Genomic DNA, 15,395 nt, shown 5'->3' with positions numbered 1-15,395 from the left:
ACTACTACCGTCAGAACGACGCACCGACACCCGTCGACGCGTCACTTGCGGGCCTCCACTGAAGCCGGGGCGAGACAGCCTGAGGTCGCTCTCCGAACGCGCGGGGACGGTTCAGCGTCGCGCGGTCCACACCGAAATCTTCGCAGGCATGGCGCCGCGTGGCGGCGGCCTCAGCCGGCCGTGCTTTGAGTGCTTCGCGGGGATCCCGGGCGATCGACCAAAGTAGGACGCTCAGGGTTGATCAATTTGCCCTGCATCTCGACAACCGATACTTTATGTACCCAATTTTCGAGGGTTGACGGCGGGAAGGGTCAGTCGCTCGTCAGGAGATCGCGTTCTTCGAGGAGTTGGTCGAGATGCAAGATCGTGTACCTCGCTGCCCCCGAATAGTCTGACCACCGATCTCCCCCTGGTTCATGAAGACGTGTCAGTGTTGCCGCCGCAGTCACCGAGTCGCCCACCCTGTGCGGATCAGGTCACCGATCCCTGGGCGGGAGGACTCGTCGGCCATAGCGGCGCTGCCGACCCACGCGATCGCGAGCGTGGCCAGGAAGAGGTCGCGTCCCCGGGTGTCAGGGCGTGCGCTGCCCTCGCGCTGGGCGGCGGCCAGGAACGTGTCGGTGGTGGTGATGTAGCCCTGGCAGGTCAGGGCGAGGGGTGAGGCTTCCTCGGACACGGCGTCGCGCAGCGGGTCGGGCAGGCCATCGAAGGCGCTGGCCCACTCGACCAGGGCGGTGAGCCACCGCTGCAGCGATGTGGCCGCGTCGCTGGAGCTCGCGGCGATGTCGTCGAGCTCGCGGGTGAGGTGCTCCTCGCGCTCGGCGAGAAGTGCGGCCAGGAGCGCTGCCCGGTTGGGGAAGTGGCGGTAGAGCGTCCCGGGCCCGATGCCTGCGCTCTTGGCGAGCTGGTCGAGGGATCCGGTGACCCCGTGCTCGCTGAAGTGCTGCTCGGCGACGTGCAGGATCCGGTCGCGGTTGCGCCGCGCGTCCGCGCGCGGGGGGCGGGCGGCGCCGGTGGTGCTCGTCATCACACGGACCTCCTTTGACAAGCGGAGACTGTCTCCATAGCGTAGAGGGCAAGAGGAGACTATCTCCTGTTGTCTCCCGACGTCACACGTGATGCACCACGAAGGGCTCTCATGCGGATCGGCATCATCGGAGCGGGCAACATCGGGACGATCCTTGCCCGGCGGCTGGCCCGCGTGGGCCACGACGTCTTGATCGCGAACTCCCGCGCGCCCGAGACCGTCCCGGCAGCAGCTCTGAGCACGGGTGCCCGGGCTGTGTGGGCGGCCGACGCGGCCGCGGGCGCGGACGTGGTGATCGTCTCGGTCAACCTGGGGCAGATCCCGTCCGTGGCCGACCTCGTCGCCGAAGCGCCGGCCGGGGCGGTCGTCCTGGACACCTCGAACTACTTCCCACGCCGTGACGGGGTCATCGAGGGCTTGGGCACCGGGCAGAACGAGAGCGAGTGGGTGCAGGCGCAGTACCGGCGCCCGCTCGTCAAGGTGTGGAACACCATCACGACGGCGTCGTTCGCCGACAAGGCCACGCCGGCGGGCACCCCCGGGCGCATCGCGCTGCCCGTGGCAGGCGACGACGACGCCCAGCGCAGGATCGGGATGGAGCTCGTGGAGCAGACCGGGTTCGACGCGATCGACGCCGGTGTGATCGCGGAGTCCTGGCGCCAGCAGCCGGGCACCCCGGCGTACACGACGGACCTGACCGCCGAGCAGCTGCCCGTGGCCCTCGCGGCGGCCGACGCGGCCCGCGCGGCCCGCCGGCGCGACCTGATGATGGAGGTCCTCCTCGAGCGGGCCGAGCCCGACGGCACCCTGCCCGGCCCGGACTTCCAGCTCGCGCTCACCCGGCTGCTCTTCTGAGCCGCGGGGACGTGCACCATGGGGAACGAGACGAAGGCGGTCGTGCGATGAAGCGGTGGCAGGCGGCGGAGTTCGGCGAGGTCGAGCGGGTGCTCCGCCTGGAGGACGTGCCCGTACCTACGCCGGGCGCGGGGGAGGCGTTGGTCCGGGTGCTCGCCGCGAGCCTCGCGCTGCCCGACCTGATGATGCTCCGCGGTGAGTACCCGCTGGTCCCGGCACCGCCCGTCACCCGGGGCAGGAGGTCGTCGGCATCGTCGAGCAGGCCACCGACGGCTTCCCCTACGCGCCCGGGACGCAGGTCGTCGGCGGCGCCCTGACCGGCGGCCTGGCCGAGTTCGCGCTTGTGCCTGGCTGGAGCGCGATGCCGGTCATGGACGGGCTCAGCATCGAGCAGGCCGTGGGGTTCGTCGGGTCGTTCCACGTCGCGCACATCGGGCTGCACCACCGCGCCGGCATGCGGGCAGGGGAGGTGCTGCTGGTCGTCGGTGGGGCCGGCCGCACCGGCTCCGCGGCGATCCAGGTCGGCAAGGCTCTCGGGGCGACCGTCATCGCGACCGCCCGCACGCAGGCGAAGGCGCGGTTCTGCGAGGAGCAGGGCGCGGACCTCGTCGTCGACCTCGCCGATCCCACCGCGGCCGCCGCCATCGCCGAGCTGACCGGCGGGCGGGGTGTCGACGTCGTCTACGACACCGTGGGCGGTGACGCGTACACCCACGCGACCACGGTCCTCGCCCGCTCGGGCGCGCGCGTCCTGGTCGTGGGGTTCGCGAGCGGCACGCCGGCCCGCCCGGACGGGCAGGACCTGCTGTCCCGGGACTACGCCGTCATCGGCACCCTGTCCTCCTTCCGCGACGACGCCGAGCGGACCGACACCCTCGAGGCTCTCGCCGCCATGGTGGCCACCGGCCGGATCGACCCGCCCGTGAACGCCGTCCACGCGTTCGCGGACGTCCCCGAGGCGATGGCTCGACGCGCCGCGGACGCCTCCGGCCAGACCGTGGTGACCCTGACCTAGCCCGCCCATGTGCAGGCATCCACGTAGCCCACGGCCTGGGGCCGCACCTTGACTGACTCGCTCGTAGGACCACCACCGGTCAACCTACGACGCTCACCGGCGGTCAATCAGTCGTGCATCTCGACAGCTCTCGTACCGAGATCGTCGAGATGCACGATCGTCCGACCGAACGGCCTCGACGGCCCGACTGCCGTGACGGGCCCGAGCACGCGCAGGTCGGGAGGCAGGAATGAGCTGCCCGTGCGGCTCCTCCCGGGCGTACCAGGAGGCCACGGACGCGCCGACCGCGTCGTGACCTCCTGGTGCATCCCGGCGTGATGGCGGGGAGCGGGTGGTACGAGCCCCTACCGCCGGCGGGAGCTCCTCCCGCGCCCTCGCCAGCCGCCGTTCACCGGCGACGAGCCGCCGACTCCACCCAGGTGGAGCGCGAGGGAGAACAGACCGGCGAACATCAGCGTCTGCGGGGTCAGGGCGTCCCCGACGTTCGCCTCGACGAGGTCGAGGAGCAGGGCGAGGGCGAAGATCGCGGCAGCGACGAGCGCGAGCATGAGCACTCCAGGGGAGGGGGTCCGGTGAACCTGCCGGAGGGTCTGACGCCTCCGGTGATCCGGAAGCACCCGGATCATGGCGCACGGTCACGACGCCCGCGAGCGGAGGTGAGCGGCGGCGTCAGTCCGCGCCGCGGAGGCGGCGGGGCACCGCCCGTGCCGGGTCCGCACCGCCCGTGGCGACGGCGGGACGAGCGCGCGGTCGTCCGGACAGCCAGACGTACACGCCGGCCGTACCCAGCACACCGGTGGCGGTGAGCACCCACCAGGGGAAGGTCGGGATCTCCGGGCTCTGACCGGCGCTGTCGAGGTCGGCCTGCGGCGTGGGGATGACGCGCTCGCCCGTGACCAGGATGCGGTGGCTGTTCACGCCGAGCGGTGTGCAGGTCACGAGGGTGAGCAGGTCCCGCCCCTCGACCGGGAAGAGGCTCTCGCCGTCGGTGGGTTCGACGACGCGGGTGTCGATGACGCGGTACGTGAGGACCTCCCCGAACACCTCGACGGTGAAGGTGTCCTCCACCTCCACCCGGTCGAGGTGCGTGAACAGCTCCGCGGTGGCGAGGCCGCGGTGGGCCGTCAGGACCGAACGGGTGGACTCCCCGCCCACCGGGAGCGCGGTGCCCTCGAGGTGCCCGACGCCGTGCTCGAGCACGGGCCCGCTCGTGCCGTGGGAGACGGGCAGGTCCACGGCGATCGCCGGGATCTTGAGGCGGGCCATCAGGCCCGTCCTGTCGGCGCGCAGGAGGGTGTCGTACTCCGCGGCCTGGTCGGGTTCCTCCGCCACCGGCAGGCGCCCGTTCGCGACGAGGTTCGCTCCTCCGCCGACGAGGTCCTCGTTGTACGCGCGGGCGCGGTCGAGCTCCTCCCGCAGCCGGTCGGAGCCGAGGTCGGCGACGTCCGCCGTCAGGTCGTCGATGCGCTGCGACTGCTCGTACTGGCTGAACCACGACACGACGGTCGGGAAGAGCAGGAGGCCGGCGCCCGCCACCGCGATCAGGGCGATGAGGAGCGGGACCTTCGGCAACCGCCATTGCTCTGCTCGGCGGCTCCCCCGTCGCGCGGGCGCCGTCGTCCCGGGGCCCTCCGGGGACGACGAAGGCGGGGGTCCCGAGGGACGCCCCGCCTCCGTCGTCATCACGTCAGGCTACGCGGCCGCGGGTGCGGAGACCGCGCGCCGCCGGCGCGCCTGGACGAACGCCGCGCCGAGGGCGATCGCCAGGAGCGCACCGCCGCCGGTCGCGAACCACACGCCGCCGTCGCCACCCGTGTAGGGAAGCAGGAAGTTGGCCGCGGACACCTGGGTGTGGTTGAACTCGACGTAGTTCTGGACCGGCGCGGTCGTCGACGTCGGACCCGCGACGACCACGGTCTGGACCGGGTTGCTCTGCGGCAGGTTGAAGCCGGAGGGCGGGGTGATCTCACGCACGTAGTAGTTGCCGGGCGTGATGATCGGGATGGCCACGAACCCGTTGGCACCGGTCGTCCACTCGGTGACGCCGTTGATCGAGATGGGGTTCTGCCGGTTGTTCGCGTCGTTCTGGTTCAGGTAGACCTGGTAGACCGCACCGGCCAGCGGCGTGCGCGGGCCACCGTTGGTGCTCTCGAACGCGAACACCGTCAGCTGGCCGATCGGGGTGGAGCCCGTCACCGTCTCCGTGGCGCCGTTGATGTTGGCCGTCGCCGAGTTGGTGATGACACCGTTCGCCGGGATCGACACCGCACGGGTCAGGACGTTGAACGACACCAGGCCGCCCTGCAGGGCGGTGAGGCGGGTCAGGCCCGCGGGGGTGAAGGTGAGCGTCGACGTCGCGTCCGTGGTCGCCGTCGCGGCCGTGGTGGTGATGGTGTAGTCCACGCCCGAGACGAAGTTCTGCGCCACGCCTCCGGCGTTCGTGACCGTCACGGTCGACGGCGAGACGCCCGCCGGCGGGGTGGTGGGGAACACCAGCGCGGCCGGCACCGAGTCCGTCAGCGTGAACGTGCTGACCGTGTCACCCGTGGCCAGGGTCGGGATGCTCGAGGCGATCGACCAGCGGATGAGGTCGGGGTTGCGCGCCTCCTCCGAGCCCGCGGGGGCCGGGATGCGCGTCTTCGTCGTCTCGGTGACGGCGTTCTTCGGGTACACGTGCACGTCGTAGATCCACTGGTTCGCCGGGGCGCCCGAGGGTCCCGTCGGCAGCGGCAGCGAGACGAGGAACGGCGCCGTCGGGTTGGTCGCGTCGGCCGGCAGGACCGTCTCCTGCACGTAGAACAGGCCGAGCGGCATGCCGGTGGGGAAGGTCGCGGTGCCGTCGGCCGACGAGGGGGTCGACGTGAACGGCGTGCCGGTCAGGCGCGTCGACGCCGTCTGCGGGCTCAGGCTGTTGGCGATCGCCCAGCCCTCGGGCGTGGTGAGGTCGACCCCGGCGACCTGCGTCGCGGTGAAGACGGCACCGGGCAGCGGCGTGCCGAGGCCGGCGGTGGAGGGAAGCTGCTGACCCGTGCCGGCGACCTGGCCGTTGCCCGGGCCGAGCGCGAACTTGTGCACCGTGAGGCTGCGGGGCTGCGCGGGGTCGATGTTGCCGGGCAGGGTGACCGCCTGCGCCGGCGCGACGGCGACCATCGCCGCGCCGGCGGCCAGGACGAAGGCGCCGATCGCGGCGGTGAACCGCCTGAGGGTTGTCGTGGACATCGTGGCTCCTGTCGTGGATGAGAGATGAGGCTGCGGGGTCGTGACGGAAGGTCGGGAAGGGCGAGGCGCGGGTGGGGTGCTCAACGGTTCACGTCACGCCCCCTCGCTGGAGACGACGGCGGTGCCACGCCGCGATCCCGAGCGCGACCAGCAGCGACGCGATCCCGCCGAGGACGAAGGCGTCGCTGCTGGTCCCGCCGGTGAGCGGGAGCGCAGGGGGCTGGACGGGGGCGTTGACGAAGCGGTAGACCGCGTTCTGCCCGGGCGCCGGGGCCGTGATGGTGCTCGAGGCCACCGGGGTCCAGCCCCCGCCCGGCTGCCGCACCTCGAGGCGCAGCTGCTGGTAGGCGAGCCGCGTGCCGCTCTGCGCGAGCGCCTCGCTCAGCACGTAGGTGTGACCGGGCCGGACGTCGAAGGTGCTGGCCGGGTTGCCGAGGGTCGCGACGTCCGCACCGGGCACGGTCGTCGCGCTCAGCCCGGCGAGCGCGGCCGGCGTCGCGGTCAGGTTCCAGGTGGACGGCTGGAAGCCCGTCGAGGGGCTGAGCACGTTCTTCAGCAGGGTCAGCGTGGCCGTCGCGTTCGTGACCGTGCAGGTCACCTCCGACCCGCGCGGCAGGCTGACGTCGCCCGTCGTGGTGACGGGCACGGCGGTCCCGGACGCGGCGACGCACGACCAGTCGCCGACCTGCACGTAGGTGGCGGGGCCGCCCGCCTCCGACAGCCGGTAGGGCGTCTCCGCCGAGACGGTCACCGCGCTGACGGTGCCGCTGCCGCCGGCGCCGGTGGGCCCCGGGAGGGCCGTGGGCAGGCCGCGCGTGGCGGTGAGCTGCCATGACGACGGCGGCGCACTGCCGAAGGAGACGTCCTTGACGAGCGTGAGCGTGGCGACGGGCCGGTTGGTGTAGACGCACTCCACGGCGCTGCCCGGCGCGACGTCGACGTTGACCACGCCCCGCACCTGGTTGCCGGCCGTCGTGACGGTGGTGGCTGCGGCAGCGCCGTTCACCGTGCACACGAGGCTCTGGTAGCGGAACCCGGCCTGGGCCGTCTCCGCCACGGTCACGCGTCCGCGGTGCGACGCGGCACCGAAGAGCACCTGCCACGTGGCGGACCCGTCCGCCCCCGTCTGCTGCGAGGGGTTCCGCGCGGGCAGGGTGCTGACGGTGCTGCCGGCGGTGGCGGTCGCCGTGGTCGTCATCGTCCAGCCGGCGGCGGGGGTGCGGCTGCCGCCGCTCCAGTCCTCCACCACCTTCGTCACCCGCACCGTCGCGAAGGGGGCCGGCGAGTTGGTGAACGTGCACGCGACGCCGACGCTCAGGCGGTTCGGGATCGTGATCGCGGCGGACTTGCTCGTCCCCGTGGCGATGCGCACCCCGTCCGCCCAGCACTCGTAGACGGAGGTGTAGGCGGTCAACGGCGACACGGAGCCGGCGGCCATCGTCTCGGAGATGGTCACGGACGTGTTGATCTGCACGGGGATGGGCCCGACGCGTGCGCCCTGGACGCCCGTGGTCGACCCCGTCGTGGTCGCGACGGACGACTCGACGAGCGGGGACCCGCCCGACAGGGCGAGGCGGAACTGGTCGGCGACGTTCACCCTGCCGACGACGTTCTTCTCGAGGGAGATCGTCGACGGCGTCGCGCACCCGGCGAGGTCGGTGGCGGTGCTCGGTGCCGTCGTGCCGATGGTGGCGCGAGGACTGCCCGGGACGCGCACCCAGGTCGCCGGGTCGAACTGGTAGCCCGTGGTCGCGTTGCCGAGGTAGACGGTGCCGGCCGGGGAGAACGCCATGCCGTTCACCGACGTCAGGGCGGCCCCGGTGTCCGTGCCGCTCAACGGTCGGCGGACGCTCGCGCTGGCCGGGATCGTGCCGCCGGACGCCGCGAGGAGCGACTCCCGCGTGACGCTGAACATGCCGACGTTGCTGGAGTCCGCGGCGGTCTGGACGATGTGCAGGTTGCCCTGCGCGTCGAACGAGATGTCGCCGTTCTCCCCGGCCGTGGTCCCCGTCGCGACCTGCCCGAGGTAGAGGAACCGGCTGCCGTTGTTCAGCCCGGTCGGCGTGTACTCCCACAGCCGGACCGAGCCGACGGCCGACTTGCCGACGACGAACCGCCCGTTGAGGGGATCCACCGCTCCGGCGATGATCGTGCCGTCGAGCGCCGCACCGCTGCGGTCGAGGAACGCGCCCTGGGTCGCGGTGAGAGCGGTGCGGGTGCCCTGGAGCGCGCCGCCGACGATGCTGTACGTGACGACGCCCCCGGCGTTGCCGGCGTTCGTCCCCGTGCGGTCGAGGGCGACGGCGCTCGTTCCGTTGCCGTTCACGCCGAGGGCGTTGACGTCCGTCGCACCGGACACGGCGCCGACGAGCTGCGTCGGCGCGGCGGAGCTGGTGGCGTTCACCTGGACGACCGACCCGTCCGCCCGGACCGCGTAGTAGTACGTGCCGTCGCAGTACAGCGTCGCCGGCTGGGGGGTGTTGGTGAAGGTGCAGACGATCTCGACGCCCGCCTCGTCGGGGATGGTGATGGGACCCGAGACGGAGGTGCCGGTGGCGATCGTGGTCGTGCCCCGCAGGCACTGGTAGCTCGTCGTGTAGGTGCTCAGCGTCGCCGTCGAGACGACGGACTCGGCGATCGTGTAGACGCTCCCGCGGGTGACCGTGACCGGCCCGACCTGGGCGGTCTGGAGCCCGGTGGTGGCGCCCGTGGTCGTGGCGGAGGCGACCTCGGTCGCACCGAGGCTCAGGGCGAGGCGGAACTGGTCGCCGGCCACGGCGCGCCCGGCCACGTTCTTCCGGATCGTGAGGCGGGCCGGCGCCTCGGCGACGAAGGTCGCGCTCGCGGGGGCGTTGAGCACGGTCGTGACGTTGGCCGGACCGTTGACGAAGGTGCCGGGGGCGTTGGCCACCACGTTCACCGTGACCGTGCAGCTCGCCGCCCCGGCCGCGAGGTCGCCCCCGGTGACGACGATCGAGGTGGCGCCCGCGGCGGCCTGCACGGCGAACGCGGCGCCGGTGACGTTGGCGCACGTGCCGCCGACCGCGGGGGTCGGGGCGACGACGAGGCCCTGCGGCAGCGCGTCGGTGAAGTTCCAGTCGGTCTTGGCCGCCAGCTCCGCCGTGTTCGTGACGGTGAACGTCAGCGTCGTCGGCGTGCCCGCGGCGCCGACGTCGGTCGCGAAGGCCTTGTCGAGGCTCGGGGTCGCGTCGACGATCCGCAGGTTGTCGATCGCGACGTCGTTGCCGTCGGAGGCGGAGATCTGGTTGCTGACGCGGATCCGGGCCTGTGCGGCCTGCGCCGGGGTGAGACGGACGGCCCGGTCCGTGAAGAACCGCCCCGCGCGCACCGACGTCTCGCTGCCGAACCCGCCCGTCAGCGCGGGCGAGGTGTAGCGCCCGCCGGTGACGTTGCAGGCGATGATCGGGGCCGCCGTCAGGGGCGACACGGTCGTGCCGCTGACGAGCGCGACGTCGAGGCGCGAGTTGTTGTTCAGCCCGCCCGGCCGCGCGGAGCACGAGTCCTCGGCGACGTCGACGGAGGCCGCGTAGTAGCGGTCGGCCGTGGCGGTCAGGCCGACCGGGCCCACGGACTCGACGAGCGTCTGGTTCGCCGTCGTCGTCCCGCCCGCCATCGTCAGCGCGGCGAGCGCCCGGTTCGCCTGCGACCCGGCGGCGCCCGACGTGGAGCCGTTGACCGGTGCGGTGTTGCTCGTGCCACCGACGACGCCCAGGCGCTGCTGGCCGAGGACGTCGGCCATGCGGCGCACCTGGTTGCGGGACACGACGTCGGTCGCGGTGCCGCAGAAGCCGGTCGCCGGGAACGTCGTCCCGTAGCTCAGGATCACGCCGTTGCAGTTGGTGTAGCTCAGCCAGTAGGCCGCCGCGGTGTACCGGTTCGCCGCGTAGGCGCCGAGCTGCGCCGGCGTCGCGCTCGCCTCGAAGTCCTCGAGCCAGAGCTGCACGGGTGCCTCCGGGACACCGGCCGCGAGGAGCGAGACGCCGGAGGCCGCCGTGAGGGCGGACGTCGCCCGCCGCGAGCTCCCCCCTGCCGCCGGCGCCTCGGGCCCGGTCGACTCGGGCTCGCCGGCCTCGGGACCGGCTGCCTCGGGGCCGCCCGGCTCGGGGGACGTCGCCTCGGGACCGCTCGGCCCGGGGGACGTCGACTCCGCTGACGTCGGCCCCGTCGTCGGTGCCGTGGCGGTCGGCGCTGCGTGCTCGGCGTCCTCGGGAGCCGGCTCGGCAGCGGGGAGCGGTGTCGGGGCGGACGGTTCCGGTGACGACGACGTGGAGGGCTCGGGTGCGTCCGTGGGCGGGACGGTCGCGGACGCCGCTCCGGGCGCAGCGCCGCTCAGCGCCAGGACGACGGCAGTCGCCGTGGCGGCCGCAGACATCCCGGCACGCCGGAACGCATCGCGACGAGCGCCGCCTGTCGAGCGGAAAAGCACCCCTGCGGCCCCCCCGGAACGCGTGGTCAACACGACCGTGCGCTCGTTTCGTGGCAGAGCGCGTGATCGACGACATGGAGATTCGGATGCCGGATCTGCACCATTGTCTGCACAATCGTCGTTCATGCCGGCGACCCATATCACCACACGATCAGCGCCGCGTCACCCCGAGATCGAGCCTGCATCGGGTGAACAAAAGTGCGGCGAATCGCTCTGCCCCGGCTTCATCGTATATGTCCGATTAATACCGATGAATGCCGACTGCCCACATTGGTCGGGCGGCGAGGACCGGCCGCCCAGGGAAAGCCCGTCCGGTATCACCACCGCGCCCCGTCGCTCCTCCTGACACGCGTCGGCCCGGGCTCGTGCCGGGCCCGTGCACGAGAGGCGAGACGCCATGAAGGACCGCCGCGAGGCCCCGCCGTCCGGTCCGACCCCGGGCGACGGCGACGGACGCCCCCGGTCGGCGCTGCGGACCGTGGGCGAGCTCCTCGAGCACCCGATGACCCTGCTGCTCGTCACCGCCGCCGTCTCGGGGCTGCTGGTCCCGCACGTGACGCAGCAGTGGCAGGACCACCAGGCCCAGCTCGAGATCCGCCGCGACCTCGCGGCGCGGACGGCACGCGTCGTCGGGGAGATGCAGGTCGCGACGGAGCTGGCCGAGGTCGGCGCGGCGTCCCAGGACCAGGCGGAGCTCGACGCCGCGTGGGTCCGCTGGCGGGTCGAGTCGGAGGTGCTCGGTGCCGAGCTCGCCGCCTACTTCGGGTCGGACGCGCTGCGGCGGGCGTGGGAGCGCTGCGTGGCGCTGACGACGGCGCACTACGTCCTGTCGGGCATCCAGGACCCCGGAGGCCGTGCGCAGTACCTGGCGGGCGTGCGCCGCGCGGTCGGCTACCCGGCGGACGTCGACCTCGCCGACCGCGACGTGCTCATGGCGCGGCTGGCGCGCGAGCGGGCGGAGCTCGTCGACCTCGTCGTCGGCGTGCCGCTCGGCTGACGCCGCTCGCAGCGGCGCGCACCACGAGGGCCGCACGCCCCCCCGGGACGTGCGGCCCTCGTCGGTGCGTGACCGTCAGGACGCCGCGCAGCTCGCGGTCAGGTCGGCCGGGCTGCCGCTGCCGAGGAAGCCGGCGGTGGTCGACGCACCGGCGGCGAGCTTCCCGTTCCACGCCGAGGCGGTGATGGTGCTGCCGGAGGCCGTGCCGTTCCACGCCTGCGTGATCGTCGCGCCGCCGATCGTCGCCCGCCAGCCGTTGATCGCGCTGGAGCCAGCCTTCACCGTCACGGTGGCCTGGTAGCCGCCCTGCCACGCGCTCGCGACGGACACGGTGGCCGTGCAGGCGCCGGCCGGCGTGGTCGGACCCGGGTCGGGTGCGGGCGTCGTCGGGTCCGGGGCCGGGGTCGTCGGGTTCGGCACCGGCGTGGTCGGGTTCGGGGCCGGGGTCGTGGGGTTCGGTGCGGGCGTCGTCGGGTCCGGCGCCGGGGTGGTGCCGCCGAAGCTCACGTCGCTGCACTGGTAGTACGGCTGGTCGAGGTGACTGGCCTGCCAGATGGTGAAGACGACGTGGTGGCCGCGGCGGTCGCTCGGGACGGTGACGTCGGTGACGTACGGGCTCGAGGCGGGGTAGCTGCCGGTCGTCTTGACCAGCTCGAGGTCCGACCACGCGAGCGCCTTCGTCCGGGCGTCGTAGCCCTGCTTGGTGACGTAGATGCGCAGGTAGTCGGCGCCGTGGTTGGACGGGTCGTGCACGGTGAGGCGGAAGGTGTGCGACCGGGCGCTCGTCCGCCAGGCGCCGGGGGTGTCGGCCGCCGCGTAGGTCGGGTTGTTTGCGGAGCACAGCTTCCCGTTCGGGATCACCTGCTCGTGCCGGCCGCCGACGTTCTCCTGGAACATGCCGTTCCAGTTCCACATGGCGTTCGGGTTGCTCTGCCAGGCGTTGGCGCACATCGGGTCCTGGGTCCGCATGGCCGGGTCGGTCCAGGCGGCGCTCCACCGGTCGTAGCACCCGTAGATGCGCGACGGCGGGTCGGAGACGGCGCCGTGCGCGGCGGCCGGCGCGGCGAGCGCGACCGAGCCCGCCACCGCCGCGGCGCCGAGCGCGAGGGTGGCGACCGCCGCGGAGAGGCGGCGGCGAGCTGCTGAGGACCGTGACATGGGTGCCCCTCCGGGACGAGACGACAGCGGTGGCGGACGTACGAGGAGCACCCTCCGCGGCGGCCGCGCGCGTGGCAACGCCTGAAACGCTTGGGACCCTCTTGACAGGCCGCACAGCCCTGGAGAGCCTGGCAATGCCGCTGTGCAACAGTGGCAAATTTGCCATCGCTTCCCCCGCGCAACGGTGCGCCGGGGCACCTCGGGAGGTCCCATGCCGGATCGGCGACGCGCACTCGGAGCGGGCGGGCGGGGGCGCACCGTGCACCGCCCGCGGAGGAGGTGGGGCACCCGGCCCGTCCTCGCCGGCCTCGTCGCGGGGCTCATGACGATGACCGCCCTGGGCCCGGCCCACGCGGCCGCCGCACCACCGGAGCCGGAGCTCCCGCCGGCCGGGCAGACGTTCGAGCACTACCCACCGATGAAGGAGGTCTACGCGGACCACTTCTCGTTCGGCATCTTCGGCGCCGGCGAGATCGAGGGCCTGACCTACAACTACGCGTCGTACACGCCGGGCAACGAGATGAAGCCCGAGAGCACGCAGCGCGAGAAGGGCGTGTTCACGTTCGACGCGGCGGAGGCGGCGTTCGCCCGCTACACGGCGCGCAACCCCGACCTGAGGCTCTACGGCCACACCCTCGCGTGGCACTCGCAGACCCCCACCTGGATGTGGGACGCCCCGCCGGCCCGCCACGGCCAGCCCGGCGCGTTCGACCGCGCCGTCGCGCTCGAGAACCTGCGCACGCACGTCGAGACCGTGCTCGGTCACTTCGGGGACCGCCTCGTCGCGGTCGACGTGGTGAACGAGGCGGTCGGCACGGCCGACCCGGCGGACTGGCGCGCGTCCCTGGCCAAGGGCGAGGGCTGGTACCAGGCGCTGGGTGCCGACTGGGTCGAGCTCGCCTTCCTCCGGGCGGCCGAGGTGGTCGACGCCCGCGGCTGGGACGTCAAGCTCACGTACAACGACTTCGGCCTGGACTCCCCGGCCAAGGCGCGCGTCGTCTACGAGATGGTCAAGGACATCAACGCCCGGCACGCCGGCACGCGCCCGGACGGCAGGCCGCTCATCGAGGTCATCGGGATGCAGGGCCACTACAACCTGGCCACCGACGTCGAGGCCGTCGAGCAGAACATCGAGCTCTTCGCGACGCTGGACGACGTCGAGGTCCACGTCACCGAGATGGACATCGCCCTGCCGCCCGGTGAGCTGACGCCGGAGAACGAGAACAACCAGGGCATGAAGTACGCCGAGCTGTTCCGGGTCTACCGCGACCACGCGGCCGGCCCGGGCAACACGACGGACAACCCGAAGGTCGTCGCCGCCGTGAAGCTCGCGGGTGTCCGCGACGTGGCCACCGGCTGGAAGGGCGGGGAGTTCGCGATGCCGTACGACTACGACGGCAACGCCAAGCTCGCGCTCCTCGGCATCCTGTACCCGGACCAGTTCCTCGCCACGCACGACTACATCGACACCTCCGGCGGCGAGGAGCCCGCGCCGGTCCCCGGCGTGCACGTCTACGACACGTCCACCGGCGACCCCTGGAGCGGCGCGAACATCGTGCTCGGCGACGACGCGTCGGCGTGGCCGTGGTCGACCACGGACGACGGCGAGGTGGCGTTCCGCCCCGAGCCGGGTGCGACGTACCGCGTCACGGTGAACTACACGGCCAAGGGGACGACGGCGATCCGGGTCCGCTGGGTCAGGGACACCAGCAACGGCGGGTACACGACCGCCGACGGCGCGCTCGTCAACGCCCACCCGTACGCCGCGGACCAGGTCGCCACGCAGCTGCCCGCGTACTTCACCAGCGGCATGGTCAACATGGGCAGCTACGACCTGGTCAGCGAGTTCACGATGGACGGGTCGCAGCCCGCCGACGGGCTGGTCGGCAACATCGGGATCCGCGGCGGCGGTGGCGGCAACGCCTTCTCGGTCAACCGGATCACGGTGGAGAGGGTCTCGGCGGCCGGTGACGAGGTCCTCGTGACCTGGCCGGGCGCCGTCGCGCCGCCGGCCACCGCGCCGGCGGCACCGACCGACGTGGTCGCCACCGCCGGCGACGGGTCCGCGACCGTGTCGTGGGCCGCGCCGGCCGAGGACGGCGGCAGCCCGGTCACCGCGTCGACCGTCACCGCGTCCCCGGGCGGCGCGACGTGCACGACCGACGGGACGTCGTGCGTGGTCACGGGCCTCGCGAACGGCTGGGCGCACACGTTCACGGTCGTCGCGACGAACGCCGCGGGCGACTCCGCGGCGTCCGCGCCCTCCGCCCCGGTGACGCCGGCCGCACCGGCGGGGACGCCCCACGCGGTGGCGCTCGCGGTCTCGGGGCAGGCGCGGTGCGTCGACGGGCGCCCCCGCGTCACCGTGCACGTGCGCAACGTCGAGCGGGTGCCCGTCGTCGTCGCCGCGACGACCCCGTGGCGGACCGGTGCCGTGGCCGTCCTGCTGCCGGGCGCGTCGCTGCAGCGCACGTGGACGGCACCGGGCACCGCGGTCGACGCCGGCGACGTCGACGTCACCGGCGTGAAGCTCGCCGGCTGGCAGGCCGCGTGGACGGCGTACGAGGCCGGGCACGCGGGCGTCGCCTGCGGATGAGCCGGGCCCGCACGGCGGGCGGCGCAGTGGTGCGCCGCCCGCCGTCGGTGCGCCTCTGGAGCGCCTTGACGGCCCCCGGGG

General features: G+C 73.2%; 10 protein-coding genes. 4 read left to right on the top strand and 6 right to left on the bottom strand.

Annotation, left to right across the window (positions count from 1 at the left end; all coding sequences use genetic code 11):
• Nucleotides 1–445 precede the first annotated feature (445 nt).
• Nucleotides 446–1,027 carry a TetR/AcrR family transcriptional regulator gene (locus AB6N23_RS04690; protein ID WP_412864935.1) on the bottom strand — a complete coding sequence of 194 codons (582 nt, stop codon included), beginning with the start codon at nt 1,025–1,027 and terminating at the stop codon, nt 446–448.
• A gap of 69 nt (nt 1,028–1,096) precedes the next feature.
• Here AB6N23_RS04690 and AB6N23_RS04685 point away from each other — a divergent pair, with 69 nt between their 5' ends.
• On the top strand, nt 1,097–1,882 hold the full coding sequence (locus AB6N23_RS04685; protein WP_412864934.1) for an NADPH-dependent F420 reductase: 786 nt from the start codon (nt 1,097–1,099) through the stop codon (nt 1,880–1,882).
• 370 nt (nt 1,883–2,252) lie between these two features.
• Nucleotides 2,253–2,897 (top strand): zinc-binding dehydrogenase, encoded by a 645-nt coding sequence (locus tag AB6N23_RS04680; RefSeq protein ID WP_412864933.1) that lies wholly within the window; start codon nt 2,253–2,255, stop codon nt 2,895–2,897.
• Between the two features lie 344 nt (nt 2,898–3,241).
• On the opposite strand, the gene AB6N23_RS04675 is transcribed toward AB6N23_RS04680, so the two are convergent.
• The 4 genes from AB6N23_RS04675 to AB6N23_RS04660 form a co-directional block, all read right to left on the bottom strand.
• Nucleotides 3,242–3,445: a hypothetical protein gene (locus AB6N23_RS04675; RefSeq protein ID WP_412864932.1), complete on the bottom strand. Its 204-nt coding sequence runs from the start codon at nt 3,443–3,445 to the stop codon at nt 3,242–3,244.
• 121 nt (nt 3,446–3,566) lie between these two features.
• Nucleotides 3,567–4,469, bottom strand: a complete 903-nt coding sequence (locus AB6N23_RS04670; protein WP_412864931.1) for a class C sortase — start codon at nt 4,467–4,469, stop codon at nt 3,567–3,569.
• Between the two features lie 120 nt (nt 4,470–4,589).
• On the bottom strand, nt 4,590–6,116 hold the full coding sequence (locus AB6N23_RS04665) for a SpaH/EbpB family LPXTG-anchored major pilin (protein WP_412864930.1): 1,527 nt from the start codon (nt 6,114–6,116) through the stop codon (nt 4,590–4,592).
• 88 nt (nt 6,117–6,204) lie between these two features.
• A complete protein-coding gene (locus AB6N23_RS04660; protein ID WP_412864929.1) occupies nt 6,205–10,080 on the bottom strand; it encodes a DUF7933 domain-containing protein in 3,876 nt (1,291 codons plus the stop codon).
• An 880-nt stretch (nt 10,081–10,960) separates the two neighbouring features.
• Between AB6N23_RS04660 and AB6N23_RS04655 the strand changes: the two genes are divergently transcribed.
• Nucleotides 10,961–11,560: a hypothetical protein gene (locus AB6N23_RS04655; RefSeq protein ID WP_412864928.1), complete on the top strand. Its 600-nt coding sequence runs from the start codon at nt 10,961–10,963 to the stop codon at nt 11,558–11,560.
• Nucleotides 11,561–11,635: 75 nt separating this feature from the next.
• Here the strand turns inward: AB6N23_RS04655 and AB6N23_RS04650 are convergent, their stop codons facing one another.
• Complete coding sequence (locus AB6N23_RS04650) at nt 11,636–12,718, bottom strand: lytic polysaccharide monooxygenase (RefSeq protein ID WP_412864927.1); 1,083 nt, start codon at nt 12,716–12,718, stop codon at nt 11,636–11,638.
• Nucleotides 12,719–13,046: 328 nt separating this feature from the next.
• On the opposite strand from AB6N23_RS04650, the gene AB6N23_RS04645 reads away from it, so the two are divergent.
• A complete protein-coding gene (locus tag AB6N23_RS04645; RefSeq protein ID WP_412864926.1) occupies nt 13,047–15,314 on the top strand; it encodes an endo-1,4-beta-xylanase in 2,268 nt (755 codons plus the stop codon).
• The last annotated feature ends 81 nt before the right edge of the window (nt 15,315–15,395 follow it).

Origin of the sequence: Cellulomonas pasadenensis, assembly GCF_047229365.1 — a bacterium.
Classification (GTDB): domain Bacteria; phylum Actinomycetota; class Actinomycetes; order Actinomycetales; family Cellulomonadaceae; genus Cellulomonas.
This window is presented reverse-complemented; position numbering and strand designations above follow the sequence as displayed.